This is a genomic window from Mariniflexile fucanivorans (assembly GCF_004341235.1).
In the GTDB taxonomy this organism is placed as follows: Bacteria; Bacteroidota; Bacteroidia; order Flavobacteriales; family Flavobacteriaceae; genus Mariniflexile; species Mariniflexile fucanivorans.
Map to the genome: position 1 here is coordinate 215,481 of NZ_SLUP01000007.1, position 26,886 is coordinate 242,366.

The following is a 26,886-nucleotide window of genomic DNA, read 5'->3' on the forward strand; positions in this document are numbered from 1 at the left end:
ATATCTTTTTAAAACGTCATAGCGAGGAGTGAGTGACGTGGCTATTTGTTAATTCATTAACTTAAATAAAATTTATTACAATCCAGTTTTAAAAAGGATTGAGTTTACTCTGAGTGCAGTCGAAGGGCTGCAATCGTTAATGCGCTCATCAGCTAAAGTCTTTGCGAAGGAGGAACGACTGTGGCAATCTGTTTAATTTTAGTTTTGGGTTATTTTTTATTATTTATAATGCAAGTTGGCAACTGGTTTTTATTTTGTCCGTTCTATTTTTATTGGATTTTGTCGAGTGTCAAAAACATCGGTTATTTCAACTCTATTTTCATTATGGTTTATCCAATAAATGATTTTATAATTTTTAAAAACTAAATATCTAAACTCTTGTTTTCTTTTATCTAAAAGCTTTTCAGCTTGCCCGATTTTTGGTTGGCTTTTTAGTTTTAAAGTTTCATTGTAAATTCCGTTAACTAACTTTTTAGCAATTCGTGCCCCTGCTTTTTTTCTATAGTATTTATAAATCTTTTCGAGTTCTCTTTGAGAAAAATCAGTCCAAAATAATTTTAATTCCACTTATCAATCTTGGCTTTTAATTCACTTGCTTCTATTAGTCGACCATTTTTAGAATCTTCCATAGATTGGTCAATCCGAGAATTGAATTCCTCAATTGTCATTGGTTTAAAATCTTCGTTTTCTGAATTTTTATTTTCTTTTTTCAAGATTTTTTCAAGTTGTAAAATAACCTCTTCACTTTGAATTTTTAAAAACTCTTGAATAAGTTCCAATTTTCTCGTTTTTAAATCCATTTTATTAGCTTTTTATCAAAGATACAAAATTATCAATTTCAGTCATTTTTTTTCTTGAATTGCTAAATTTGGAATGCCATACAATGAGAAATATGTTTCAAACATACCGTTGTCGTTTACGTAGTTTATAGGCTTATTCGTCTTTCAACCAAATATCATTATTTTCTAATCTAATAAATGTTGTTTGATTTTTCAATTCAAAAGATAGTTCTGCTTTTACCCCATTCATATAATAGAAATCTATCTTATTGCTTTTTAATTTATAGGTTACAGGGGCACCATAATCGCTCCCGCTCAACATTATTGAAGCTGTATTAGAATTATTATTAAACCAAACATATTCAGTACAACTATTTTCGGGATTTTGAGAATTATTACAGTTTAACAAATCATGTGTAAAAGTTCCGTTAATTTCAAAAGAATCATTGTCATTAGAACAAGATATGGATGCTATTGATAATATAAATACGAATAAAAAGTTTTTCATAACGTAATAAATATATATTCAGTAGATACATGTTTTGATAAAAGGTTGCGTTAAAAAAAATAATTACTTCCTCAAATTCATAATCCGCTCCAAAAGCGTAGGATGCGAATAATGCATAAACACATACGCTGGGTGCGGTGTTAAATTACTCAAACTGTTTTTTGAAAGTTTTTTAAGCGACGTGATAAGCGGTTCGCCTTTATAGGTGTTTTTGGCATAATCATCGGCTTCATATTCAAACTTTCTTGAAAACAAATTCATAATTAAACCAGTAATTTCCGAAATAGGTGAGTAGAGCAATCCAAAAGCAATCAACCCAATATGAAAACTTGGGATTTCAACACCCAAAGCATTCGATAATAACGGATTTGAAATAAACAAAGACAAAATATAAAGCGTTAAACCCGTTAATAAAATGGAAGCAAATAAGTTGAAAATGATATGTTTCTTTTTGTAATGCCCCACTTCGTGCGCTAAAACGGCAACTATTTCTTCATCATCTAAATCGTTAATTAAGGTGTCGTAAAGTGTTACGCGTTTTTCACTACCAAAACCAGAGAAATATGCGTTTGCCTTGGTACTACGTTTAGAACCATCAATCACAAAAATTTTATCCAATTTAAAACCGACTGTCTGCGCATACTCCGAAATCTTATCGCATAAACTTCCAGCTTCCAAAGGGGTTTGTTTGTTAAATAAAGGCACAATAAGTTTGGAGTAAAACATATTCATAAACAAAGAAAAAACAGCAACTAATCCCCAAGCGTACAGCCAAAAATAAATTCCGGTAGATTGATAAAACCAAATAATTAAAGCTAAAATACCACCACCAACAATAGCCATCATCAACCAGCCTTTTATCTTATCAAGAATGAAAGTTTTAACGGTTGTTTTATTAAATCCAAATTTTTCCTCAATCACAAAGGTGCTGTAATAGGAGAAAGGCGTCGTTAAAATATCGCTACCAATCATAATAATTCCGAAGAAAATCAATGCGATAACAATGGGGTTCTCGCTATAACTTCTGGCGATGTTGTCAACAAATTCAAACCCATCAAAAAACAAAAACCCTAAAGTTAATAATATAGAAAACGTAGAAGTTAGCAACCCGAATTTATAATTGGTTGCCTTATAGTTTTGAGATTTTTTGTATTCCGCTTCATCATAAACATCTTGTAACTCTTTTGGAAGTGCATCGTTAAAATGTTGTGCATTTAAAGCATCTAAAATTTTATGAACTATAAAATTGATGATGATGATGGCTATGATGATGTAGAATAAGGTTGTTGAAGTCATGATGTTGTAAGAAAGATAATTTACGAAAAACAAAAATAGAAACTAAATGTCACACTGAGCGCAGTCGAAGTGCTTATTTGTCTTGATACTTGAAATGAGTTGCATTTCTACATTCAGCTAAAATTTGCAACATGTTAAAATCACTTTTTATTAAAGCTTCTTTTTTGGCTCGTGTCCATTTTTTTATTTTCGTCGTCATTGCGAGGCGTTTTTTTCGACGAAGCAATCTGTTTAAATTTAGTTTCAATTAAAAAGATTGCTTCAGTCATTCTTCCTTCGCAATGACGGTTTACTTAAAATTTCGTTGTCTTTTTGCTTCAAAAATAAGAATTCCCACAGCAACCGATACGTTCATGGAATCTATTTCACCTTGCATAGGGATGATGATATTTTGAGTTGAATTGTCTAACCATTCAGCACTTAAACCAGTAGCTTCTGTACCAACCACAATGGCAGTTGGTTTTGTGAAATCTTGTGTATTATAATTTACCGAAGCTTGTAATGCAGCACAAAAAATATGGATGTTGTTTGCTTTTAAAGATGCAATAATTTCAGAAGTTGAACCCGTAACAACCGTATTTGTAAACACACACCCCACACTAGATCGAATAATATTGGGGTTGTATAAATCGGTTTTTGGGTTGGCTATAATTACGGCATCTACATGGGCAGCATCGGCAGTTCGTAAAATAGCACCAATATTTCCTGGTTTTTCGGGAGCTTCTGCCACTAAAATTAGTGGGTTTTTGTTGCTGAATTTTAAATCTTTAATCGCATGATTTTTACTTTTGGCAACGGCAATAATGCCTTCGGTCGTATCACGATACGCTAGTTTTTGGTACACTTCAGTAGAAACTTCTATGAAGTTTGGTTGTTTAGTTGTTAAGTTGTTAAGTTGTTCTTCTGAAATTATTTCTGGATTAAACAATACACTTTCGAATTCATAGCCTCCTTTTAATGCCAATGTTATTTCACGCTCGCCTTCAATTAAAAATAAACCACTTTTTTTGCGTTCGCGCGATTTGTCTTTTAATTGAACCAATTGTCGAATTAATGGATTTTGTGAGCTGGATATAACTTTGTTCATATTAAGCAAAAGTAAATTTTATAGATTTAAATAGGTTGCTTTTCAAAATAATTAACCAATAAAGCCACCACATAACTATAGCTCTCCATGCCTTTTGCCTGTTTATTGGCTTTTAGGTACGAACTGTATGTTAATTTTAAAATAGGCTCTAAAGGATTATCATAAGCATCCCAAAAATCACGTGCTTCTTTATAATTATATAAAATGCCTTTGTTTACAGTCTTGTATAATTCCTCAAATAAAACCTCATCACGTCGTGCAATTTCATTTAAACAAAAACGTAAAGCAAAAGTATATCCCGAATATTTAAAATAAATATCGTCATGGTTTATAGCTGCTAAACATCCAATAAAATTAGCTTCATTTTCAGCGGCATAACCCACCTGGTGTGCCATTTCGTGCGAAGTTGTTGTAGGAAACATATATATAGGAATCATAGCATCCACCTGCGCTTCATTCGTTAACGGGTTTAAATAACCACTAAACCCCATATAAGTCAACGGATAACTAAACAACGATTTTTTAACGCTAGCCGGTTGGTATTCCAGCTCCGGAAAACTGTTTTTTAAATTTTTATAACCCACCGGAGCCATCTCTAAAATGTCACTTTTACTATACGGAATATCAATTTTTAAAGTATCATTATGTGCAATTTCATAATAAACAGCATTCGATTTTTCAATCAGTTTTTTAGTCACCTTAATCAATTGTTCGGTATTGTAATCCGCTTTTAAATTCAAATTTTTATGCAGCGGCAAACGGTAATAATTCAAGGCCCAAAATAAATGAAACGCAAAATAGATGATGGAAACCGCACAAATCACATCAATAACCCAATGTTTCGGGTCTTTAATTAAGCGTTTTCGGTTTACGTAAAGCCACCTAAAAATGTAAATAATAGCCAAAGCATACACCAAATCGCCAAACGAAAACGGCATCCAACCCAGCGTATATCTAAAAATTTTAGACATAACGGGGTAAAAACCATTACTATAATAGCGCTCCACAAAATCGGGGTAATCAGCCAACCATTTTATCAATAGGTATTGCGGAATTATCGAAAGTGCAACAACGAGTTTTACATGTTTCAGCATGTTTCAAAAGTAATAAAAATTTGTACCCAATCGCTGTTGTTTGTTTATTAAGGTTTCTTCCTGCTGTCCGCTATATCTTTCTGCGAAGTAGTCCCGAACTTGTTTCGGGATCTTATCAAATTAACTGGTTTTCAGTAGGTTCTTGTATATCATCAATGTTTCGCAAAAAGGATGCCGCTTCCATCAGGAGTAACAGCCAAGGTTTGGCTCTGTTTATATTGTTTTTTGTTACCTTTACAAAACTTTAAAAAAAGCATCATGAATTCAGAAATAAGACAACTTCAACCTACCCAACTTTGGAATAAATTCGCCGATTTAAACGCCGTTCCACGACCTTCAAAAAAAGAAGAACGCGTTATCGCTTTCATAAAAAACTTTGGTGAAAATTTGGGTTTGGAAACTCTTGTAGATGAAGTTGGGAATGTCATCATCAAAAAACCAGCCACAAAAGGCATGGAAAACAGAACCACAGTGGTGATGCAGTCGCATTTAGATATGGTGCATCAAAAAAACAGCGATACCGATTTTGATTTCGATACACAAGGTGTTAACATGTATGTGGATGGCGATTGGGTGCGTGCCAAAGGAACCACGTTGGGCGCCGATAACGGTTTGGGAGTTGCCACTATTATGGCTATTTTAGAAAGTACAGATATTCCACACCCAGCTATTGAAGCTTTGTTTACCATTGATGAAGAAACCGGCATGACGGGTGCCATGGGTTTAAAAGCAGGTTTGCTAACAGGTGGTATTTTGTTAAATTTAGATACCGAAGAAGATGATGAAATTGGTGTAGGTTGCGCCGGTGGTATCGATGTAACCGCCACTAGAACTTACCAAGAAGAAGAAACACCTGAGTTTAAAATGGGCTTTAGCATCGTGGTTAAAGGTTTGCAAGGTGGCCATTCTGGAATGCAAATTCATGAAGGTTTGGGCAATGCCAATAAAATTATGAACCGTTTGTTGTTTGATGGTTTTGAAAATTTCGGACTTCGCATTTCAGAAATTGATGGTGGTAGTTTGCGTAATGCCATTCCCAGAGAAAGTCATGCCATTGTAGCTATTGATGCCATTCAAGAAGAAACGTTTGTTACTGAAATTAACGAATTGGCTGAAAGTATTAAAACAGAGCTAAAAACCATGGAACCCGATTTAAAAATTGTGGTTTCTAAAGTTGAAGCGCCAAAAAACATTATGGATTTGGGTGTGCAAGAAGGGTTTACAAGAGCTTTGTATGCAGCACAAAATGGCGTGTACAGAATGAGTGCCGATATCCCCAATTTGGTAGAAACCTCCAATAACATTGCAAAAGTAGTGGTGAAAGAAGGAAACATACATGTGGGTTGTTTAACACGTTCCTCAGTTGAAAGTTCTAAAATCGATTTGGCAAATACATTACGTGCTACGTTCGAGTTAACAGGTTGCGAAGTAGAATTTTCGGGTGATTATCCTGGTTGGACACCCAATATGCAATCACCCATTTTAAAAGTGCTTTCAAAAATTTATAAAGATATGAATGGGGAAGAAGCCCACGTTGCCGCATGTCATGCCGGATTGGAATGTGGTATTCTTGGTCAGAATTACCCAGATATGGATATGATAAGTTTTGGTCCTAATATCAAAGGCGCACATTCACCTGATGAACGTGCTCAAATTTCATCAGCTCAAAAATATTGGAAATTTGTTTTGGAGATTTTGAAGCAGATTCCTGCTAGTATTTGATTTTTTTGTCATGTCGACATGAGGAGACATCACATTATTATTTAAGTTAAGAATGCTCTTTATGCGATTTCTCAATCGTTCCTCATTTCGAAATGACATTTTAGTTCAAAAATATTGGAAATTTGTTTTGGAGATTTTGAAGTATATTCCATTAAAATAATCAAATGAAAAAAAGAAATTTTATTACAGCTTTCATATTTCTACTTATTTATCAATTTTCTCAAAGTCAAAACAACGATAATTTTAAAGTAGGGTTAAATTTAGGTTCTAATTTGTTCGACTTGACCCATGATGAGTCATTCAATAGGTACAAAGGAGCGTTGAGTTATTCATTTGGGATGTCTTTTGAGTATATCATTAATTCTAAATTTTCAATAGTATCTAATATAAATTATGATAATAAGATTATGAAAACAGATTACTATAGTTTTTATGATCTTGAAAATATGCAGGAGCTGCCAGCTGAGGATAAAACAAAATTCAATTATATAAATGTGCCTCTTTTAATTAGGTTTTATTTTGGAAATAATAACACTTTTTATTCAAATGCTGGACTGTTTTATAATTATGCCATTAATATCCAAAATGTAGGCAAACTAAAAGAGACTGGGGAAACAGTAACTTTTTTTGAGCATGAAAAAATCATTAAAAAATATGATTATGGCGTTTCATTAGGGATTGGAACTAATTTTAATTTAGGTGACAAGAATGTGTTTTCAATAGAACTTAAAGATGAACTAGGTATTGCAAATATCGCAGATTACCATCATACGAATTTAGCAACCTTAAAAACCAATACAATTAAATTGATATTGAATTGGGAATTGCCTATTTAAGTACGATTTGCTTTTTCTTTCAAAATAAGAATAGAACAGGTGAAAATTTACCTATTATTGAACATTTAAATTAGACCGTTTTAGTATTTCAACTTTTTTCAATTGGTCTGATTGTGTTTTTATTTCATCATTGCTCTTAAATATCTTGTTTAATTGGGCATTGAAAATAACCGCATTTTTTTCCAAAGCAGGGCATTTGGCTAAATCTTTTTCCAATTGCGTTTTAACCTCGTGTAACGATTGTATTTGGTTTTCTTGGGTGGTGATTTGAGATGTTAAATCTGTTATTTTGGTTTCATAGCTCGTTATCGCAGTTTGTAGTTTGTTAACTTGCTCTTTGCTGGCTTTAATTTCAATGCCAAAAACTTTAAATTCTTCAGCATTTGTAATGAGTCCTTTGAGTTCACCTTTAAAAACAAATAATACTATAACAGCAACTAATGCCCAAATCAATGTCTTAAACGGAAAGCTTGTTTTTTCTTCCATAATCCTAATTTTTAAATACTTTTTTCTGCGGAAATCCGCGAAATCAGTGGGGTAATTTTACAATTGCAATTGTTTGTTATCCCAGTAATTTCGAAGATAATCGCTGATTTTTTTTTACCATTATGGCAATAAATGGATATACTGTTTTTTTATAATGATGCTATTAAATTTTCATCTGTATCATCCATAGTCATATCTTTTTTTGCTAAGCCCGTGTCGTGTAAAAAATCATTGGAAAACATTTCCATCATCTCATCACCTAATAAGGCTTTTCTATAAGAGTTCCATGTGTTTACAGAATCAGCGCCATACATATGGTTTACCAAACCTGGAAAAGACCAATCGCTGTTTTTTCCCCAATGAATAGTAAACGGGATATTGTTTTGCTTCAACACTTCTATAATCCGTTTTGAATACTCGGTTAAACTCATTATTTTTCTTGTTTTTTTCCATAAAACCCCATCAATTTCCAACATACAGGTTACGGGGAATTTTGTAAATCCTAAAGTGGCTTTGGTCTGTTTAACAAAACGCATCGCAAAAATGCCAGGGATGGGGCCTTCGTTGTTTGTTAAATCGGCCAATAATTTTAATGCTTTTGATGAATCTTTATGGTCTACACCCACCGAACATGCAAACGCAGGACCTTGGTATGGTGCATCCCAAAAAATTTCTGGTAAAGTGCCAGTTAATTCATCATCAACTGTAGGCATGATGGTTTTTCGTAATTGTTTTACCAACCATGGAATACTTTTGGGGAGTTTCTCTGCCAGTTTAGTAAATAGGTGAATTAAATCGCGGTAAAGTGATTGTTTTATGATGGGAAACGGGTCTTTATAATCTGTTTTAAATGGTTTTTTGTACATTAATTCAATTACATACTCGGGTTCTTTGCTGTATTGATTTATAAAAACTTTATAGTGGTATGGAGTTATTCCAAAACCATCTGCAGTAGTTTCTTCTGGAATTTTAAATGTTGAGTTTTTAAAATCGAGGGTATCTGCCAATTTTAAAACGACGTCTTTATTAATTTTTTTTACATAACGCTTTAATAAAAACCGAGGTTCTGCTTCAATAACGATACCGTGAACAAAACCAAAACCACCTAAACCAACCAATGCCGCATTAAAAAGATGGTCGTTTCGTATGATTTTTGCACTTATTTTTTTAGCAAATGCATCGTTTAAAGCAGGTTGGGTGTGGCGCTCTAAATAAACAACATCATTAGGGTTTGGGCCTATAATTAAATTTAAACCTACAACATAATCTTGAACAGCTCCCACTTGAAATGCAGAACCATGAACCCCCGTTGAAATGCAACCTGCAATAGTTTGCCCATTACTGGCTCCTGTTGTTTTTAACGATTTTCCGTGGGCAGAAAGCACTTCAGATACACGTTTTATAGTGGTGCCACATTCAAATAAAAACAAATTAGACGCATCAAAATTGGAGTTGGTATGGCAATTTTCTGGAATTATGGGAATGTGAATGTTCATAAAGCCATTATAGTGCATGCGGTCTTTATGGCTTGCAATATGGTTCATGGACCAAGCGGAACCATAAGCTCTAAAACCCTGATTGGCATCTTTGGTTTCCTTAATAAGCCTGCGTATTTCGTTGGCGGCATCATTAAAGCGGTCTATTTTATCGGGCATATTGCCATCGCCTTCTAACTCGGTTATATACAATTTTTTTAATGGGAAAGGGCCATTGTTATGTAATGTGTCCCATTCTTTTAGGTTATGTGTTTTTGTAGTTGCCATAATTTTAATTTGCTGGTTTCATGCACACGTATTTAATTTTCATTTTACGTTTTTTTCCAAAGGTTACCATGCTTAATAGCGAACCTCCAAAGGTGTTTTTAAATTCTACAGTATGTAGTTTGCCTGTTTTGCATTTATCGGTTTCTTTAATGAGGTAGGTAAAATCTTTGGAAGTCATGTCTATTTTAATAACGGTGTCGACCTCTACAACTTCCATGTTTCTATAATAATCATCGCGATTAGAAAGCGGATCGGGTTGTGGCGTGCCGTTAATACTTCTTAACCTAATGGAATAACAGGAGGTAAGAAGAAAACATATTACTATTAGAACGATTATTTTACTTGTATTTTTCATGTGATTTATTTATTGTTTATTATTGGACACATGCTGTTCGCTATTAATCATTTTTTTGAGAGATAAAATTTTTAGTATGTTCGTTTCATAATTTCTAATAATTTAAACAGATTTTAAACGTTTTAAAATATTTGTAGCGAATTGAGTTCCAAAATTGTGTGATAATGCCAACGAATCTTCTCGACCTAACGTGTAATATAAACTGGTAACATTTTCTGGTGCATAGCATAAAATTAAATCGGTAAGCACATTATAAGCCCCTTTGGTTTGTTTGTTAGAATCTGTAAGTCCGCCGTAACTTGAAGAAGCAAATTTTGAGCAATCTTGCAATTCGTTTTTATGGTTTATATAACTTTTTCCAGCAATTACTTGACAGCCAGCCGAATAATTTGAAGTTCCTATACCAGACCAATGAATGTTTATAGAGTTATTCACCTGCATACCTTTTATTTTTCCATGGCTGTCGGTCACCTTCAAATCGGTATCTGTAAGTGCATTGTCGTTATCCCAATCCCTTAAAATCATTACGCCATTGGGATCTTTTGGTTTTAAGGCTCGGTATATTTTTTTTTCTTCAGAAATTTTATGCCACCCAAAGCGGTATTCATGTTGGCCTTCAATTAAAAATGCTTCATCTTTTCTTGCAGCCATATTTACACTTGAATCGGTAGAACCCCAGAATGTAAATACCATGCCGTTTATAAGTAGGAAGAACAAATCGTCATTCTCACGTTGGGTAGTGCTTTGTGTTTGATTTCGTCTGACGCCAACAAGATGAATATCGTTTGTGTTGAATGTCCAATCTGAAGGTTTTTTGGTTGAATAGGTTTTCGAAAGGCTATTCAGATGTTTTAAAACGGGTCCAGGATTGGTTTCATAATGACTTTTTGCTTGGTGCAGTAGGTTCATCCAGTCTGTATATTGCTTTGTTGGATTCGCAGCGGTAATTGTTGCCCATTCAGCTACTTTATTAGCTTGTTGCCAACGTTCTACATGTTTCATAGTGCCAGAGCCGACAATGCCGTCGGGAACCATATCGGTAACATGCTCCATGCTACGCACATATTCTTGAAATAATCTAACAGCCGCTTGGGTTACATAACCAAAAACACCATCAAAAGCACAACGGGGCATAAAACCTGTTTTATGTAAAAATTGTTGTAATTTTAATATGTCATTTCCTGTGCCTTCTCGAAATGAACGCCATTTGGTTCTGTCGTCATCCCTAAAGGAAACTTTTCCAATTAACAAACCATCTATATGGAAAGGTTTGAGGTATAATTGTCGGTTTTGTGGTTGTTTTCCTTGGTCACAATCTCCTAGATACATAGTAGCCATAATTTTAGTTTTAAATGGTTTAGTTAATAGTTTTTTAATTCTTTTTCAATAAGTGTTAAACACTTTTTAACCTTTTCGTTTTTTACATAATGTGACAGAAATTCAATTTGGTCAATTTCAATGCTTATATAACGTGGGCTGTATATTTGTTGAAAAATCTGTTTGTACCACATTAATATGGTATCCTCTTGATGGTTTTTATTGTTCGGGTTAATCAATAAAATAGCATAACTCACTTCGGTCATTCCAATTAGTACTGAAACATCTAAGTCTGCTTTATCAAAGTCATCCAATTCTTTGTAAAAATTTTCTAAAAATTCTTCAAGATTTTTAACTGGTTTGAACGTTTTGTTTTTTTGTAACTGGGCCAATAGTTTTTGGTTGCCTAAATTTTCAAGTATAAAGGCGATGAATATCATGTTGGAAAGAGCATCTAAATATTGACCACTAAATCGATCATCTGTAGCATCCAGAGCTTCACTGTAATATTCAAAAGCGATGTTTAGGAATTCTATTTCTTTTTTAGAATCTAAATATTTTGCGGTATGTTTATAGGTGTTACCAACAATATTTAAGCGTCTGGCATTTCGTCCTGCTAGAGTTAGAAATTCTACGTTAGAAATGTATTTGGTAATAACATTGTTAACCGCATTTTCTTTTTTAGTTGCTTTGGCTTCAATAACATCATTTTTTAACCTCGAAGCGAGCACCATACAATATTGTTCTAAGGCTTTAATGGAGTAATTACCATTATCAAACCTGAATAAACCGGTGTACTTTTCATAGGCCACGTCGCTCATTCCCAATTCATCATAAATCATGGCTTCTTTTTCAAGTACCATGGCGTCTAATAGATTGGATTCTTGAGCTAAAGTTATAAACCTATCCAGCCTAATCTGAGCTGAATTTTTATCTTCTTTTTTATCTCTAATGGAAATTAGTAAATTGTCTAAATCTGTATGTATTTGCGATGCTACTACATATTCCTCGTTATTTTGGCTGGATTTTGTTTTATTCTTGAATTTATAGAATTGGTTTCCATAACATTGATAAGCACCCCATGTATTGGAAGTACGGTATTTTTGATAACATTCAAAGCGGGCCATTTGCACGGCATTACCAAAGTTATAGCCTTGGAACATACGTTCGTAAAACGTTTCAGAAAACACCTTAGCTGCACCATCATTCACGGCCCAACCAGAAATGATGATGGCTTTAACTCCCATTTCAATAAGTTGTGTACCTATATTGGCAGCTAAACGGTTACGGTTTTTACTGTATACATCATCTTCAGCATCTAAAACCCCGGAATAGCAACAATTTATAAATATAAAATCTGGTACATAACCAATTTGGTTTATCATAGCAGGGTCTATACAAATACCATTTCCTATGGCGATACCAACATTGCAATGTTCTGGATCGTACACCCCATGGCCTGCAAAATGCATGATTTTGTATTGCTTGCTAAAAAGCTCCATCATAATGTTTTTGGCACTGGAGTTAATTAAAGCATTCGTGTTGTAACCTGCTTTTTTGAGTTTTACTGCCACCCATTCCGCTTCGGCTTTTGCTGCCTGTAATGGTGGTAGCTCTTTTTGATTGTACATGGGGTCTCCAACAATAAAAGCTTCAATATTATTGAGCGATATTTGGTTGTACCGAATGGAATCTTCAGTTACCAACTGCCTTATAAAACTAGAAGTAACCGATGCGGGTGTTTCCGAAGTATTGTTATCGTGCAGCAGTTCCCAAGGTATTTGGGCAGCATATTTATCTAGTTTTAATATTAAGTTGGTTTGATCTCTGAATTTACTTTTGAAATCATTGGGGACTAACATTTCAAATAGAGATTTTGATAACCTCGTATCCCAGTTCGAACTGGTGGACATTTCTTTAAGCAAATGGTTTATTTTATATAATCCGATGCCTACCATTTCTTGTTCCACTCTTGCTAAACTACTGGAAGAATAATATTTAAAACCAATAATTTCATTTTCAGGTCCACAAGTTTTATCGTCGTTCTTCAAACTATCAATATGAAGGTTGTACCACCAATCATAATCATTGGTGTGGAACATGCGTCGCTTTTTGGCACCTGCACGTTTTGTAATGCCTTTATTTAAAATGAAAGGAATACGGTCGTCCGTATTTTGCTGCCTAGTTAAACTGAAATAAGCTTCACTGGCAAAACTTTCATAGTAATTTATGATTTCAATATCTTGTATGGGTTGCAAACCTTCTTTTGTTTCAATAATTTGTTTATTGGCTTTTGCAACACCTAGTAAAATCCCTTTTATAGAATCTTCTACTGTTAGTTTGCCATATCCACTGCCTATCAAAACAAACGAGATGCCTTTAGCATATTTTTTTGCTCTGGACAAAGTATAGTTATCGCGCATAAACATGGCATATTTAAGTGTCGCTTGTTTTACGCCTTTTGAAAGTAGGTAATGGGTGAGTCCTTCGGTGCTTCCTAACCCGCAAATAATGGCGCCTTTAGGTTGTGTGTTGAGGTTGAAAAATACTTCGCTTTCGCCAACTTGCCCGGGATAATAACCAATGCTCATTCTTTGTGACAGACGATTCTCTAAATATTCATCCAATGCTTTTTCTGCACTTAAAATGAGATCCATAAAGAAATGGCCCACCATGACAGGGTAGGATGCCACCCTTAAATCGCCATGAATAACCTTAACATTGAAGGAGGAACCTTTAGTTTTTTCTTGTTTTTTTATGTCGAAAATAGCATTAAGAACAGCATCTGAATTATATGCAGGTTCAGGAGCTTCATAAACTTCAGATATAATTTCTCCACCTCTAGATGTTGGTTTTTGGGTGCTGAGTGCATTGGTGCTTCCTGTGGATAAAATTTCGGAAATACCTTGGAAAATTTCGGGGTCGTTTGCTAAATCACCGTGCGATATTTGTGAATAATACAAGCGGTTGCTGTTTAATAATTGTTTTGGAATTCCAGAAGCCCAAGTAACGCTTCCATCACCAAAAGAGGTTGCTTTGTATACCAGCTTTTTTTTACGTGATAAAAACCGGTTTTCGAATGAATAATCAAAAACGGTTTTGTCCGCCTGTCCACAGATGTAATAAATGTTTTTAAAAGTTTTGTCTTCTAAAGTTTTCAAATAATCTTGAACGTCCTTTCTGTAATCTTTAAATCCTGATAGCGATTTCGTATTGGTATCTGGATTTGGCATGTTTTTTAAATCAGTTTCCTTTTCTAAATTTTTCCAAAAGTTGACGTCCCAAAAATCGCGATTTGTATCTTCTTCTATGGGCAGCAATTCAAAAATACCCGGGTATTTCCAAAATATTTTTAAAAGATCGGCTCTGTTGTTTTTAAAATCGATGGCAGCCAATTGTTTTACACGACTGCTATGACCTGTAAGTACTTCCATGATTAAATAGGAACCTAACCAAGGCGTGCCCAACATGATGAATTTATTGGATTCGTTTTGTTTAAATTCAGACCACACATTGGGATAATTCATCATAAATTGACGCACCAAAAGACCTCCCATGGAATGCGCAATCATATGTACTTTTATATTCTGGTGTTTTAAAACATCCTCGATTTTATCCTTTAATATTTTAGCGGCATCTTTTAATGATTTTCGCCAATCGAACTCCATCGTTATCACATCATATTGCTCTAAAAGATGTTCTGCCAACTCATTATAATACTTTTCAATAACACCGCTGGCTTCTACCTTGTTTGCACTAATATTTAAATTTTTGGAAAGACCGCCATCATTTATTTTACGCATATCAACCCACATATGGTCGCCGTTTTGGGATATGGTGGAACCCATAATACCCGGTACAATGATAACAACATCCCTAGTGATTTTAGTTGGAGCATAACGAACGCCTTTAAGGGAAAGGGCATCCAATAAAATACCACGCTCACCATCAATATATAATGACTTGGTGTATAAGGTCACAGGATTTTGCTCGGTGGCATGTAAGGCTTCCAATATGGCTGCACAGGAACCATTTTCGGAAAAATAATTAAAATGATTGGTGTCGCTGCCTTGTGAAACATGTTTGTAAATGCCATTTTTTCTAACAACACCATGTTCCATACGTCTAGTGTCTACCACCAAATCGTTTGCTTCACGGTAAAATAAATTGGCGAGAATTACTTTTAATGAACTGAAGTTAATGCCACCAACTTCAGAATCACCAGCAATATTATACAAGTCGCTTTCTACCACAGAACCAGAAATATTCATCATTTTTTGAAACATAGATTCGGGCATCATAGCGTTTAAACCCGGTAGCACTTCAGGGTCATCTTTTTGACTAACCAGTTCCAAAAGAAACGCTTTAGCAGTATGGTATAGAGGGTTGGCGATTCCAAATGCTATAGAAACAGCATTCAAAAATAAATTAAAGAAATGATCTACTCGACGTGATAAAATGGTAGTACCGCTAGCTGGTGCTGCTACCCGAATCACTTTATTTACAGTTAATTTTTTGCTTTTGGCTATCTTATTAATAGCTTCCATGTATTCCCAATGTGCTTTTTCGTCTTCACTTTTTAAGATGTCAATTTCATTACTACTGAAACCAGAAATGGTATTTCTATGATCGCATTTTGCTAAAATATCGGCAACAAGACCACCGCGCGAATGACTTATAATATCAATAGTGCACCCTGTGGGGCAAACGTTTAAAAAATCCAGCGCGTTTTGAAGTGGACTTACCGAAAGCGTGTAATGATCCAATGCCCAAATGCGACTGCCATACTTAGTAATTATATCTTCCCATGCAGAATTGTTGTTGTTTAAGTTATTAAACGCATCAATAGATGTGGACAACGTACCATGAATTAAAAGTAAAAAAGGCTTAGAAGTATTGCTGGGAGCACTGTATTTAATTCTTTTGAAATTGGCATCGATTTGATACAAACCAGGGTTAGGCTGAATTTTTTTATCATAAGATTTGGCTAATTCCATGATGGCAACTTCAGCTACTTTCTTAGGTGAAAAAACACTAAAAACCTTTACTAAAGCCCGTTTTATAACACCACGATTGGCATCTTCTGAAATTATTTGAATATCGAAAATATAATCTTCGCTAGATAAAGCCCGTTTGGTTACCGTTTTTTCATCATAAATAGCCTGTACGTCTTCAGGGTGTCCTATCCATTCCGTATTATCGGTAAATTGTATGGCAATAAGATCGTTTTCTTCAAGAGTTATGGTGTTCACTGCGTTAGCAGCACGATTTGAAGTAACCTCAATATAAGATTTTAACTCAAATTGTTGTTCAAGTGTATTGGGAACCGTGTGGTTAAACGATTTCACATCATGCTCTATACCTAATATTTTAGCTGTTTTGGTCATAGGTTAATTTTTAATATTGTTAATGGGTATTCCAGGAAGATTAAATGGAAGGTTCACACCAAAAAACCAGTAAAAACTGTCTAATGTTACGTTGTAATTAATCCCGGTACTTATAATATCTTTAAATGCTGTGGCGATAATTCCTGTGCCAAATTCGGGTGTTCCATCGGTGTTAAAATCGGGTGTGGCAAAGTTTATACCTATTCCAAAGTCTAAAAAATCATTATAGAAATAGGACGTATTGGAACCAAATTTCAACAATAAAGCAGCCGATGGTGTATAAAAGAAGTTGCGGTCGCTTTGTAAATTTAAATCTTGTTTATTAATAGGGTTGGCGAAAATCAATCCAATGGCTACTTCAGAGCGTGGCCCTGTTAATTGCATGATGAATTCCCGTTGTTCCATAGTAATTACTTGTTCTGGAGTATTTTCATTGGTTGCCGGTAGCCTGAGTACTAGCTCAATTAATAATTCATCGCCATTTTTACGTTGCCCTGTTCCTTTTAAGTTTATGTAGCCTGTATCTGGTAAATTGTCCAATGAAAAAGCGAGTACTTCTGTGCCTATGGCTTTATTTGCTATATAATTATTTTGAAGATTGAATAGGAGGGCAGCACCTTGTTTTATTGTTTCAAAATCTTTGTTTATGGTAGCATAACAGGTATTGAATTCTGAAACTAAAGGCATAAATTTAGTTTTGAGACGTGTTTGATTGATAAGAGTGGTTACATCTGAAAAATTCGTATCAATCGTTTTTAAATGACTAATGATGGTTTCAACTTCATTTTTAATATCGAATAGCAAATTAATTTGCCATTGCTCCATGTCTGTTTTAAGGAGTTGAAATAGCGTTTCAAACCTAGAAATAAGCAGATTTAGTTGTTCTATTTTGTTTTTAACTTCGGTAGGAACTAGTTCGTTTAGCTGAATATTATTTACGAACTCAATACTGTTGTTTTTAAACTCTTTGATGCATGAAATGCTTTTGAATTCATTCAGTAGTCGAATTTTTAATTCATTAAAAACATTGATTTTTTTTAAATTGTTCTGTTTTGCAATGTCGTTTAGGGCTTCAAGTTGTTGTTTTTGATCGCTAGATAAACTGGTAACCCATCGGGCAATAGTCACATAATCTCTATTGGTATAGGTGTCGTAGTTTTGAATATGAACACGGTCGCCACCACTAGCATCCCTTTTAAAAGCCAGTAAGCTTATAGTATATTTTTCGGTTTCCATAGATGCTAATTCTTGCTCTATTTGCAACATGTCGTTGTTTAGGTTGGAAAAAATATAAGGTTCAGGAACGGTACCAGGAACAAAGGTTTCTGGATTGAAAAAATCGGTCATTAAATCATTATAACGTTCGTTTAAAAGCGGGTCGTTTTGAATGTCGCTTAAAAACCCATCCATTATTTCAAAAAATGTTGCCTGTTCGCTTGCTGTTGCCAATTGTTTTTCTAAAATTGAAATCACAGCACTTTGGTTTCGTAAGGCTTGTTGCAATTTTATTAATTGGGATTCTAGCTCTATGTGTTGTTTTAATTCGGGGAATTGTTGATGAATAGCATCTAGCAATTGTAGTTTTGAAAGTTGAATTTCCAGACTGCAATTAATGTCAACTATTTGTTTGTCGGTTAGTGATATGGTGCGTTTCTCATTTTTGTCGTTTTCAATTACCGTAATAATTTGCGCTTGTATACCTATGGTAAAGCAAACTAAAGCAAATGTTGAAATTCGTTTGAAAAAATACATAGCGATTGTTTTTTTAGATGTTTACAAAGGGAGCGTCATTTGCCTGTGCTTTAAAAAAAGATTGTTGCAGGTTGGCATAGGATAGTTCGGCATTTTTAAGAATGATACCATCTACTTGGTCTAAAATGGGTGAAAAACAAAGACATTTTATGTTGTTATAATCTTCATTAGACTTTTCTGCATTCGAAGCTTTTAAATGCTTTTTTAAAGTTTCGGATAAAACGTCATAGCTGCGTACCCATAAAACCCAGCGTTCCATTTTAAAATACGAAAGTTGCGCTAGGTTGTCTGCTTTTGGGATGGCTTCTCTAATGGTGTCTGTGTCACCAATAATAACCATGATAAGCATCATTTCTTTTTCAATAAATGATTTAAAAATTGATTCAGCTAGCAAAGCATCATCTAAAGGAATTAAGGTGGTTCTTTTTAAATTCATAGCATTTCATTTTAGATTTATAAAAAATAAAAAACTTAACAAAATCTGACTTTAATTGTTAGATATCATTAAATCAATATGAAATTCTGTATGTAAAAAGACATTTAAAAAAATGGTTTTTCAGATACAATTGCTATTAAAAAGTTATGTGAGAGTAACTATTAATTAATATATAAGGAATGTATTAAATTTAGTAAAATAAATCTAATCACCAAAGGATTAGGTAGTTATTTTTATTTTTTTGTAAAAACAACAAAATGATGAACAATAAAAATGGTGTAAAAGGAGTAATTATTTAAGTAATTAAATTAGTTTTTTACTCTTAAAAAAAATTAATTAAAATGAAGAATAGACTTATTATAAAAATTATTAGGGAACAGGGTCGTAACCTGATCCGCCCCAAGGATGGCAACTAAAAATACGTTTAATGGCGAGCCATCCACCTTTAAATAAACCATGTTTTTGTAGAGCTTGTTTGGTGTAATGAGAACAGGTGGGTTGATATCTACAGGTTGCAGGCATCAAGGGTGATATAAATAATTGGTATATTTTTATCAAAAATAAAAACGGTGTGATGAGTAGCTTCATTATTGTTATTTGTTTAGTTGTTAAGTCGAAACTTACGAATCAACTTAACAACTCACGACCTTACGATTTAAAAATTACGACAAACTAAAAGTAGTGCCATCTTTACCATCTTTAAGCAAGATACCCGCTTCGGCCAATTCATCACGAATTTTATCGGATAAAGCAAAATCTTTATTTGCTCTAGCTTCTTGTCTTAATTTAATTAAAACACCAACAGCTCCAGATAATTTATCTTGTCCAGATTCTTTTTTTGTTACGTTTTCTAATCCTAAAACATCAAAAGTAAAAGTGTTTATCGTTTCTTTTAGAAGTGCTAAATCTTCAGCAGAAATAGTTGCAGAACCATCTTTAATTTGGTTGATGTATTTTACGGCTTCAAATAAATTAGCAATTAAAATGGGTGAATTAAAATCGTCGTTCATCGCATTATAACAGGTTTGTTTCCATGTTTTAATGTCTATAGATGAGGTTTCAGAAGTTTTTAAACCATCCAGCAAATTTATGGCATCCATGAGTCTATAAAAACCTTTCTCGCTTGCTAATAAGCCATCATCGGTTAAATCCAGAACACTTCTATAATGGGCTTGAGCGATGAAAAAACGAATGACGCTTGGTGTAAAAGCCTTACTAAAAAATTTGTTGTTTCCAGAAAGTAATTCATCAGGGTTTACTGTATTTCCAGTCGATTTCGACATGCGTTGTCCGTTTAATTCCAGCATGTTAGCGTGCATCCAATAATTTACAGGCGATTGCCCTTTGGCAGCTTCGTTTTGTGCAATTTCACATTCGTGGTGCGGGAATTTTAAATCCATTCCACCACCGTGAATGTCAAATTGGTCGCCAAGATATTTGGTACTCATGGCAGTACATTCCAAATGCCAACCTGGAAATCCATCGCCCCATGGCGAAGGCCAACGCATAATATGTTGCGGTTCTGCTTTTTTCCAAAGCGCAAAATCTTGTGGATTTTTTTTATCGCTTTGTCCGTCCAATTCTCGGGTGTTGTGAATTAAGTCTTCTAACTTACGCTTGCTTAATATCCCGTAATCGTTGGTTTCATTAAACTTATGTACATCAAAATAAACCGATCCGTTTATTTCATAAGCATATCCGTTATTTATAATGTCTTTAATGAGCTCAATTTGTTCAATAATATGCCCTGTAGCAGTTGGTTCAATGCTAGGTGGTAAAAAATTGAAGGTGTTTAATATATTATGGAAATCTACGGTGTAGCGTTGTACCACTTCCATAGGTTCAATTTGTTCTAAACGGGCTTTTTTGGTTATTTTATCTTCACCTGCATCGGCATCATTTTCCAAATGACCAGCATCTGTAATATTCCTTACGTAGCGTACTTTGTAGCCTAAATGTTTTAGGTAACGAAAAACCATATCAAAAGACATAAAAGTTCGCACATTTCCTAAATGTACATTGCTATACACGGTTGGTCCACAAACGTACATACCTACATAACCTTCGTCAATAGGAGTGAATGTTTCTTTAGTACCAGAAAGTGAGTTGTATATTTTTATGTGTTGATCTTTGTAAAGTTGCATGGTTGGTAAACGTGAGTTATTTGCTGTTGAGTTGTTAAGCTGTTATTATTAATCAACATTTCAACTGAACAACAAAAAATTAAAACTTAGTATCTAACTTTATATAATCCAAAAATTCTCTTCTGGTAGATTCTTCTTTGAATTTGCCACCAAATTCTGAAGTTACGGTACTGCTTTCAATATCGCGAATGCCTCTAGAATTTACACATAAATGTTTAGCATCTATAACACAAGCTACATCATCTGTATTTAAAACTTCTTGAAGTTCTTTTACAATTTGAATGGTTAACCGTTCTTGTACTTGTGGGCGTTTTGCATAATAATCTACAATACGGTTCATTTTTGATAATCCAACTACCGAACCGTTTGAAATATAAGCAATATGCGCTTTTCCAACAATAGGTAGTAAATGATGTTCGCAAGTTGAATAAACGGTAATGTTTTTTTCAACAAGCATTTCACCATATTTATATTTGTTATCGAAAGTAGAAGCACTTGGTTTTCGGTTTGGGTCCAAACCACCAAAAATTTCTTTAACAAACATTTTCGCAACACGGTTAGGTGTGCCGTTTAAGCTATCGTCTGTTAAATCCAATCCTAAGGTTTCCATTATGTGGCGCACATCATCCTTAATGATTTCTATTTTTTCTTCATTGGAAAGTTTAAAAGCATCATGTCTTAATGGTGTGTCGGCTGATGTTCCTATATGATCGTCTCCTAAAGATTCGAATTCTTCTATGTTGTTTTCAATTTTCATGTATCAACTAAATCACAATTTTGGTCTGCAAAGATAAGCAAAACACTTTTCTTATGTTTTGTATTAACAAACAATTAATTTCCTTCCTACTATGTCTATATTTTATCAACTTAATTACATTAAAAATAAAAAAGCCTGAACTTTTTAAATTCAGGCTTTTTTTTAAATTTTATTTAACGCTTTTAAATATTGAAACTTAATGATAAAGTTACGTTAGAGTTTGTTCTATCAATAACAGCTGCATCGGTTAAACCTACATTATATAAAGGGGTTTCGTTTGTGCGGTTAGCTTGGTCGAAAGTGAGGTCTAGTTTAGTGTTTCCAAAATTGTAACCTATACCAAGGGAATAACCATTTAAATCGCCAACGGTTACACCATCTTTATACGGACTTTCCTCGAAGCGATACCCACCTCTAAAACTGAATTGATTTACTTTGTACTCACCACCAAGTCTGTAGGTAGAAGCATCGGTTAAAATCTCACTGATTACGGCATTTTGCTCTGTGAAAAAAGAATCAGATTCTGGTTTAAATTTTGTTTTACTATAATCTTTTCTAGAATAATCAAAACTTAATAAACCTTGCGTTCCAAATACATAAGCTAAACTTCCTGTGATTTTTGAAGGTGTTTGCAGTTTGTATTGCGGGTATACGTTTACTGTTTGAGGATAAATTCTAACAGGGGAATCGAAGTCGGTATAAGTAGATATACCTTGTGTTGTTTCTTCTTCTATAGTGTACCAAGTAGGCGAATCGAAAGCAACACCTAATCTAAATTCGGGACTTAATTTTATAATCCCACCTAATTGAAACGAAAATCCATTACCAGTGGTAGATAAGCTATTGTTAAAATCTATTCTATTTATTTCTGAACCAGTACTTGTGTCTTCAATTAACGAAGTCGATTTTTGAAAATCAATAAAATGGGAGTTTAAATTTAAGCCTAAATACAAATTGTCTTCATATTGGGCTGCCACATTAAAACTGATTTTTCCGTTATAACCAGATGAAGTATAAAGATAATCATGTTCAAAATCACCATCAACAAGGTTCGAAAAATAGGTTGTATTATCATCTTCATCGGCATCAGGCTCTAATATATAAGATTCATAGCCTAAAAAAGCTTGTTGATGAGCAAAACCATACACATTTCCAATATCAGAATAAGCATTGGATATAGATTCATTTGGTAAAGTAGAAATTTCATCCAATCTTTTTCCATCTGCATAATTTAAAAAATAGAGGTCTATAGATTGATTGTTGGTGTTGGTTCCAACCGCATTCCAAGTATTGTCATAATTATTGGTTCTATCATAAGCAACACCTATAGTAAATTTTCGCCAAGGTGAATTACTTCTATTTTCAAAAACAAAAGCAGCACCTCCTTGGTTCACATCAAAATTAGATTCGCTACTGGAGGTTAACTCGTTAAAATACCGTGTATCGTTTGAAGTATCAACATTTGAAAAGGTGAGTGAAGCATGGCTTTGGGTAAACACTGCAGATCCTGCTGGGTTAATACTAACCGCACTCATATCGCCACCCAAGGCGCCAAAAGCACCGCTTAAGGCTCTAAAACGAGCGGTTCCTTGAATTTCATCTTGAGAGTATCGTAACGCATCACTTATATCTTGTGCGCTTAATGAGCACACCGACAGTATGCCTATAAATAGTAGGTTTAACTTTTTCATAAGTATTTTTTTTGTTTTTATAAATTATCCACGTCTTCCGCCACTGCTTGAAGAACCTGAACTTCTACTACTACCAGAACTAGAACTACTGCTTGAAGATCTTGAACTGCTACTTGAAGAAGAACTTGAACTTGGCGTATAACTTCTACTAGGTGTATATGTTGAATTACTACTTGAAGATGACGGGGTGTAAGTTCTGGTTCTACTGCTGCTTGAAGGCGTATAGGTAGTTCCAGAGCTGCGTCTTACAGTTGAAGACGATCTGGTTGTAGAATTCGTTGATGGTGTACTCGTACTATATGTTGTTCTTCTTTGCGTATCTGTGCTAACACGTGTTCCGTTGGAATTATATTGTCTACTGGTATAGGTAGATGTTGGCGAACTTGTGCTAACACTACTTCTTCTAGAAGTATTATATTTTGAGCCGTTATCAGCACTAACCGAACTGCTTCTTCTTGAAGATGCGCTATAGGCATTTCTAGTTAAGCTTCCTGAATTACTACTGTAGTTGCTACCTCTTCGGCTCGCGCTGTAAGATACATTGCGTCTGTTATAGTAACCATTATTTCCGTAATTTCCGTAATTGTTATGACCATAATAACTATAAGGATTGCCATAATAGCCATATCCCCAAGGGTTGTAAGACCAACCACTGTAAAAACCGCCATAAAAGCCTGAATTCCAATATGGATCGTAACCATAACCCCAAGTATTCCAACCTGTATTCCAGCGATTATTCCATCCCCAACCATACATAAAAGGATCATTCCAACCCCAGTTGTTCCAACCATTGTTTACATAGTTTATGGTAACATCGGTATTTGTTTGTCCCCAACCACCATAACCTTGGTAATCATTATATAGTGTGTCATTTGCAATATAGTTGTCACCTTCATAGGTGTCTATATCGGTAAATATTTCGTTGTTAGATGTCATGTACTCTGTTTCCAAAGATTTATTCTTAAAGTAATTTGAATAATAATTACTGTTTGAATTTTGTGGCGTTTCAACAACAGCTTCTTCATACACGACAGTTCTTGGTGTGCTGCCGTAGATGCCATCGTTATCTACACCAACATATTGATAGGAACCACATGAGTATAAGCCAAATACTAAGCTAAGAATTGCCAAGTATGGCATTTTTTTGATTAAGTAGGTTTTTAATTGCATATCTCTTGATTTTTATTGTTGAACATAACAAAAATAGTTAGTTTTGCTGAACTATTTTTATATTTAACATAGTCGCAATATTTGTGCCAAAATAACAATATGAGTAAAAAACTTACTAGTAGGGCGGAAGATTATTCCAAATGGTATAACGAATTGGTTGTCAAGGCAGACCTAGCGGAGAATTCCGCAGTTCGTGGTTGTATGGTCATCAAGCCTTACGGCTATGCTATTTGGGAAAAAATGCAGGCCGAATTAGATAAAATGTTTAAAGAAACAGGACATCAAAACGCATATTTTCCATTATTTGTTCCAAAAAGTTTATTTGAAGCAGAAGAAAAAAATGCAGAAGGCTTTGCAAAAGAATGTGCCATTGTAACACATTATAGGTTACAGGCTGATCCAGATAAACCAGGGAAATTACGTGTAGATCCAGAAGCTAAACTTGAAGAAGAATTAATAGTGCGCCCAACAAGCGAGGCTATTATTTGGAATACTTATAGAAATTGGATTCAATCTTATAGAGATTTACCAATTTTAATAAACCAATGGGCGAATGTGGTGCGTTGGGAAATGCGTACCCGTTTATTTTTGCGTACCGCAGAATTTTTATGGCAAGAAGGTCATACAGCACATCAAAATAAAGCAGAAGCTATGGCAGAAGCACGATTGATGAATAACGTATATGCAACATTTGCCGAAAACTTTATGGCAATTCCTGTGGTACAAGGTGTAAAAACCGAAAGTGAACGCTTTGCAGGTGCCGATGAAACCTTTTGTATTGAAGCTTTAATGCAAGATGGAAAAGCACTTCAGGCTGGAACGTCGCACTTTTTAGGACAGAATTTTGCGAAAGCGTTCGATGTTAAGTTTGCTAATAAAGAAGGAAAACAAGATTATGTTTGGGCAACCTCATGGGGCGTTTCTACACGTTTGATGGGTGCTTTAATTATGACGCATAGCGATGATAACGGATTGGTATTGCCGCCAAGTTTAGCGCCTAATCAAGTGGTTATCGTTCCTATATATAAGAGTGATGAGGAATTTGATGCCGTTTCAGAAGTTGCTAAAAGTATTCAAACTGATTTAAGAGCAAAAGGTATTACTGTTAAGTTTGATGATAGAGATACTCAGCGTCCTGGAGCTAAATTTGCGCAACACGAATTGCAAGGAGTACCATTACGTATTGCTATTGGTCCAAAAGATTTGCAAAACGGAACTGTGGAGCTTGCTAGACGTGACACATTAACTAAAGAGGTGGTCGCTTTAGATGATTTAACGAATACTGTTGAGAATTTATTAAAAGAAATTCAAGATACTTTGTTTAAAAAAGCATTGGATTTTAGAGATTCTCACATAACAGAAGTGAATTCTTTTGAAGAATTTAAAGATGTTTTAGAAAAAAAGACAGGATTTATATCTGCACATTGGGATGGTACTAATGAAACTGAAGAAAAAATTAAAGAGCTTACAAAGGCTACAATTAGATGTATTCCCTTGAAAATGAAGGAGGAAGCAGGTGTTTGTGTCTATTCAGGTCAGTCCTCAAAAGGAAGAGTTTTGTTTGCGAAAGCATACTAAATAAAATTTTTTCAAAAAAGTTCGTGTAGCTATTGCGACATTTAAAAATAGTTGTATTTTTGCATCCGCAATGGAAACATTGTAAGTTATTTGAAAAAAAAGTTACGCAAATTTTAAATTTTTAAGTTGTAGATTTAAAAATTAAATTTATCTTTGCGCACTCAAAACAAATGGCCCGTTCGTCTATCGGCTAGGACGCCAGGTTTTCATCCTGGTAAGAGGGGTTCGATTCCCCTACGGGCTACAATTTTTAAAAAAAATAAAGTATAAAATGGCAAATCATAAGTCAGCATTAAAAAGAATTAGAAGTAACGAAGCTAAACGTTTGGTTAACAAGTATCAGCATAAAACAACTCGTAATGCAATTAAAAAATTACGTGAGTTAACTGATAAGAAAGAAGCTGAAGCATTATTTCCTTCTGTAGTTTCTATGTTAGATAGATTAGCTAAGAAAAATGTTATTCACTTTAATAAAGCTGCAAACCTTAAATCTGGTTTAGCTAAGCATATCGCTGCGCTTTAAGACTTTCATTTTTTAAAAGTATTTAAAAGCTTCTCAATATCGAGAGGCTTTTTTTTTGAGCTTTTTTTGGACTTGAATACGTATAAATGAAATTATAGGAATAGTTAAAATAAAAATGTTAAATCATAGAATAAATAACCGTTTTTGATTTCTAAAAATCTAAATTTGCAAATACAATAAATTAATTATTCACATAAATATTACC

Annotated in this window: 23 protein-coding genes and 1 tRNA gene; 5 read left to right on the forward strand and 19 right to left on the reverse strand. The window is 34.2% G+C overall.

The window, feature by feature from the left end; all coding sequences use genetic code 11:
* Positions 1-249: 249 nt before the first annotated feature.
* The 7 genes from EV196_RS14905 to EV196_RS14935 all read right to left on the reverse strand — a co-directional run bounded on the left by EV196_RS14905 (position 250) and on the right by EV196_RS14935 (position 4,764).
* Positions 250-567, reverse strand: a complete 318-nt coding sequence (locus EV196_RS14905; protein ID WP_132218566.1) for a type II toxin-antitoxin system RelE/ParE family toxin — start codon at positions 565-567, stop codon at positions 250-252.
* Positions 558-800, reverse strand: a complete 243-nt coding sequence (locus tag EV196_RS14910) for a hypothetical protein (protein ID WP_132218567.1) — start codon at positions 798-800, stop codon at positions 558-560. The genes EV196_RS14905 and EV196_RS14910 overlap by 10 nt, the downstream gene beginning before the upstream one ends.
* 133 nt (positions 801-933) lie before the next feature.
* Entirely contained in the window at positions 934-1,287 is a 354-nt protein-coding gene (locus tag EV196_RS14915) for a hypothetical protein (RefSeq protein WP_132218568.1), read from the reverse strand.
* 63 nt (positions 1,288-1,350) lie between these two features.
* Positions 1,351-2,583 carry a M48 family metallopeptidase gene (locus EV196_RS14920; protein WP_132218569.1) on the reverse strand — a complete coding sequence of 411 codons (1,233 nt, stop codon included), beginning with the start codon at positions 2,581-2,583 and terminating at the stop codon, positions 1,351-1,353.
* A gap of 73 nt (positions 2,584-2,656) precedes the next feature.
* Entirely contained in the window at positions 2,657-2,782 is a 126-nt protein-coding gene (locus tag EV196_RS20250) for a hypothetical protein (RefSeq protein ID WP_262711344.1), read from the reverse strand.
* A gap of 90 nt (positions 2,783-2,872) precedes the next feature.
* On the reverse strand, positions 2,873-3,670 hold the full coding sequence (locus EV196_RS14930; RefSeq protein ID WP_132218570.1) for a TrmH family RNA methyltransferase: 798 nt from the start codon (positions 3,668-3,670) through the stop codon (positions 2,873-2,875).
* 26 nt (positions 3,671-3,696) lie between these two features.
* Positions 3,697-4,764 carry a DUF3810 domain-containing protein gene (locus EV196_RS14935; RefSeq protein WP_132218571.1) on the reverse strand — a complete coding sequence of 356 codons (1,068 nt, stop codon included), beginning with the start codon at positions 4,762-4,764 and terminating at the stop codon, positions 3,697-3,699.
* A 258-nt stretch (positions 4,765-5,022) separates the two neighbouring features.
* Between EV196_RS14935 and EV196_RS14940 the strand changes: the two genes are divergently transcribed.
* Complete coding sequence (locus EV196_RS14940; RefSeq protein ID WP_132218572.1) at positions 5,023-6,486, forward strand: aminoacyl-histidine dipeptidase; 1,464 nt, start codon at positions 5,023-5,025, stop codon at positions 6,484-6,486.
* Positions 6,487-6,650: 164 nt separating this feature from the next.
* Positions 6,651-7,322 (forward strand): porin family protein, encoded by a 672-nt coding sequence (locus EV196_RS14945; protein WP_132218573.1) that lies wholly within the window; start codon positions 6,651-6,653, stop codon positions 7,320-7,322.
* 54 nt (positions 7,323-7,376) lie between these two features.
* Here the strand turns inward: EV196_RS14945 and EV196_RS14950 are convergent, their stop codons facing one another.
* The 12 genes from EV196_RS14950 to EV196_RS15005 all read right to left on the reverse strand — a co-directional run bounded on the left by EV196_RS14950 (position 7,377) and on the right by EV196_RS15005 (position 24,580).
* Positions 7,377-7,808 carry a hypothetical protein gene (locus EV196_RS14950; protein ID WP_132218574.1) on the reverse strand — a complete coding sequence of 144 codons (432 nt, stop codon included), beginning with the start codon at positions 7,806-7,808 and terminating at the stop codon, positions 7,377-7,379.
* A gap of 149 nt (positions 7,809-7,957) precedes the next feature.
* Positions 7,958-9,571 carry an FAD-binding protein gene (locus tag EV196_RS14955; protein ID WP_132218575.1) on the reverse strand — a complete coding sequence of 538 codons (1,614 nt, stop codon included), beginning with the start codon at positions 9,569-9,571 and terminating at the stop codon, positions 7,958-7,960.
* A gap of 4 nt (positions 9,572-9,575) precedes the next feature.
* Positions 9,576-9,926, reverse strand: coding sequence for a hypothetical protein (locus tag EV196_RS14960; protein WP_132218576.1), 351 nt, complete (start codon positions 9,924-9,926; stop codon positions 9,576-9,578).
* 102 nt (positions 9,927-10,028) lie between these two features.
* Positions 10,029-11,264, reverse strand: a complete 1,236-nt coding sequence (locus EV196_RS14965; RefSeq protein WP_132218577.1) for a peptidoglycan-binding domain-containing protein — start codon at positions 11,262-11,264, stop codon at positions 10,029-10,031.
* A 23-nt stretch (positions 11,265-11,287) separates the two neighbouring features.
* The gene (locus EV196_RS14970) at positions 11,288-16,630 is read right to left on the reverse strand and encodes a DUF7379 domain-containing protein (protein WP_132218578.1); all 5,343 of its coding nucleotides are present in this window, start codon (positions 16,628-16,630) and stop codon (positions 11,288-11,290) included.
* Between the two features lie 3 nt (positions 16,631-16,633).
* On the reverse strand, positions 16,634-18,382 hold the full coding sequence (locus EV196_RS14975) for a hypothetical protein (protein ID WP_132218579.1): 1,749 nt from the start codon (positions 18,380-18,382) through the stop codon (positions 16,634-16,636).
* Positions 18,383-18,395: 13 nt separating this feature from the next.
* Positions 18,396-18,818, reverse strand: a complete 423-nt coding sequence (locus EV196_RS14980) for a hypothetical protein (RefSeq protein WP_132218580.1) — start codon at positions 18,816-18,818, stop codon at positions 18,396-18,398.
* 369 nt (positions 18,819-19,187) lie between these two features.
* Positions 19,188-19,406, reverse strand: coding sequence for a membrane protein insertion efficiency factor YidD (yidD, locus tag EV196_RS14985; RefSeq protein ID WP_207902868.1), 219 nt, complete (start codon positions 19,404-19,406; stop codon positions 19,188-19,190).
* 74 nt (positions 19,407-19,480) lie between these two features.
* On the reverse strand, positions 19,481-20,962 hold the full coding sequence (gene cysS, locus EV196_RS14990; protein WP_132218582.1) for a cysteine--tRNA ligase: 1,482 nt from the start codon (positions 20,960-20,962) through the stop codon (positions 19,481-19,483).
* 79 nt (positions 20,963-21,041) lie between these two features.
* A complete protein-coding gene (gene folE / locus EV196_RS14995; RefSeq protein WP_132218583.1) occupies positions 21,042-21,719 on the reverse strand; it encodes a GTP cyclohydrolase I FolE in 678 nt (225 codons plus the stop codon).
* A 182-nt stretch (positions 21,720-21,901) separates the two neighbouring features.
* Entirely contained in the window at positions 21,902-23,410 is a 1,509-nt protein-coding gene (locus tag EV196_RS15000) for an outer membrane protein transport protein (RefSeq protein WP_132218584.1), read from the reverse strand.
* 24 nt (positions 23,411-23,434) lie between these two features.
* Positions 23,435-24,580 (reverse strand): hypothetical protein, encoded by a 1,146-nt coding sequence (locus EV196_RS15005; RefSeq protein ID WP_132218585.1) that lies wholly within the window; start codon positions 24,578-24,580, stop codon positions 23,435-23,437.
* A 99-nt stretch (positions 24,581-24,679) separates the two neighbouring features.
* Between EV196_RS15005 and proS the strand changes: the two genes are divergently transcribed.
* The 3 genes from proS (at position 24,680) to rpsT (ending at position 26,681) form a co-directional block, all read left to right on the forward strand.
* Positions 24,680-26,158 (forward strand): proline--tRNA ligase, encoded by a 1,479-nt coding sequence (gene proS, locus EV196_RS15010; RefSeq protein WP_132218586.1) that lies wholly within the window; start codon positions 24,680-24,682, stop codon positions 26,156-26,158.
* Positions 26,159-26,330: 172 nt separating this feature from the next.
* Positions 26,331-26,402, forward strand: a tRNA-Glu gene (locus EV196_RS15015).
* A gap of 27 nt (positions 26,403-26,429) precedes the next feature.
* On the forward strand, positions 26,430-26,681 hold the full coding sequence (gene rpsT / locus EV196_RS15020; protein ID WP_132218587.1) for a 30S ribosomal protein S20: 252 nt from the start codon (positions 26,430-26,432) through the stop codon (positions 26,679-26,681).
* Positions 26,682-26,886 lie beyond the last annotated feature (205 nt).

Coding starts and splice junctions, on each gene's coding strand:
- cysS (WP_132218582.1), bottom strand. CDS start 20,962: ATGCAACTTTACAAAGATCAACACATAAAAATATACAACTCACTTTCT.
- EV196_RS14915 (WP_132218568.1), bottom strand. CDS start 1,287: ATGAAAAACTTTTTATTCGTATTTATATTATCAATAGCATCCATATCT.
- EV196_RS15000 (WP_132218584.1), bottom strand. CDS start 23,410: ATGAAAAAGTTAAACCTACTATTTATAGGCATACTGTCGGTGTGCTCA.
- EV196_RS20250 (WP_262711344.1), bottom strand. CDS start 2,782: ATGACGACGAAAATAAAAAAATGGACACGAGCCAAAAAAGAAGCTTTA.
- rpsT (WP_132218587.1), top strand. CDS start 26,430: ATGGCAAATCATAAGTCAGCATTAAAAAGAATTAGAAGTAACGAAGCT.
- proS (WP_132218586.1), top strand. CDS start 24,680: ATGAGTAAAAAACTTACTAGTAGGGCGGAAGATTATTCCAAATGGTAT.
- EV196_RS14910 (WP_132218567.1), bottom strand. CDS start 800: ATGGATTTAAAAACGAGAAAATTGGAACTTATTCAAGAGTTTTTAAAA.
- EV196_RS14920 (WP_132218569.1), bottom strand. CDS start 2,583: ATGACTTCAACAACCTTATTCTACATCATCATAGCCATCATCATCATC.
- EV196_RS14955 (WP_132218575.1), bottom strand. CDS start 9,571: ATGGCAACTACAAAAACACATAACCTAAAAGAATGGGACACATTACAT.
- EV196_RS15005 (WP_132218585.1), bottom strand. CDS start 24,580: ATGCAATTAAAAACCTACTTAATCAAAAAAATGCCATACTTGGCAATT.
- EV196_RS14945 (WP_132218573.1), top strand. CDS start 6,651: ATGAAAAAAAGAAATTTTATTACAGCTTTCATATTTCTACTTATTTAT.
- EV196_RS14950 (WP_132218574.1), bottom strand. CDS start 7,808: ATGGAAGAAAAAACAAGCTTTCCGTTTAAGACATTGATTTGGGCATTA.
- EV196_RS14930 (WP_132218570.1), bottom strand. CDS start 3,670: ATGAACAAAGTTATATCCAGCTCACAAAATCCATTAATTCGACAATTG.
- EV196_RS14960 (WP_132218576.1), bottom strand. CDS start 9,926: ATGAAAAATACAAGTAAAATAATCGTTCTAATAGTAATATGTTTTCTT.
- EV196_RS14980 (WP_132218580.1), bottom strand. CDS start 18,818: ATGAATTTAAAAAGAACCACCTTAATTCCTTTAGATGATGCTTTGCTA.
- folE (WP_132218583.1), bottom strand. CDS start 21,719: ATGAAAATTGAAAACAACATAGAAGAATTCGAATCTTTAGGAGACGAT.
- EV196_RS14975 (WP_132218579.1), bottom strand. CDS start 18,382: ATGTATTTTTTCAAACGAATTTCAACATTTGCTTTAGTTTGCTTTACC.
- EV196_RS14935 (WP_132218571.1), bottom strand. CDS start 4,764: ATGCTGAAACATGTAAAACTCGTTGTTGCACTTTCGATAATTCCGCAA.
- EV196_RS14970 (WP_132218578.1), bottom strand. CDS start 16,630: ATGACCAAAACAGCTAAAATATTAGGTATAGAGCATGATGTGAAATCG.
- EV196_RS14965 (WP_132218577.1), bottom strand. CDS start 11,264: ATGGCTACTATGTATCTAGGAGATTGTGACCAAGGAAAACAACCACAA.
- EV196_RS14940 (WP_132218572.1), top strand. CDS start 5,023: ATGAATTCAGAAATAAGACAACTTCAACCTACCCAACTTTGGAATAAA.
- yidD (WP_207902868.1), bottom strand. CDS start 19,406: ATGAAGCTACTCATCACACCGTTTTTATTTTTGATAAAAATATACCAA.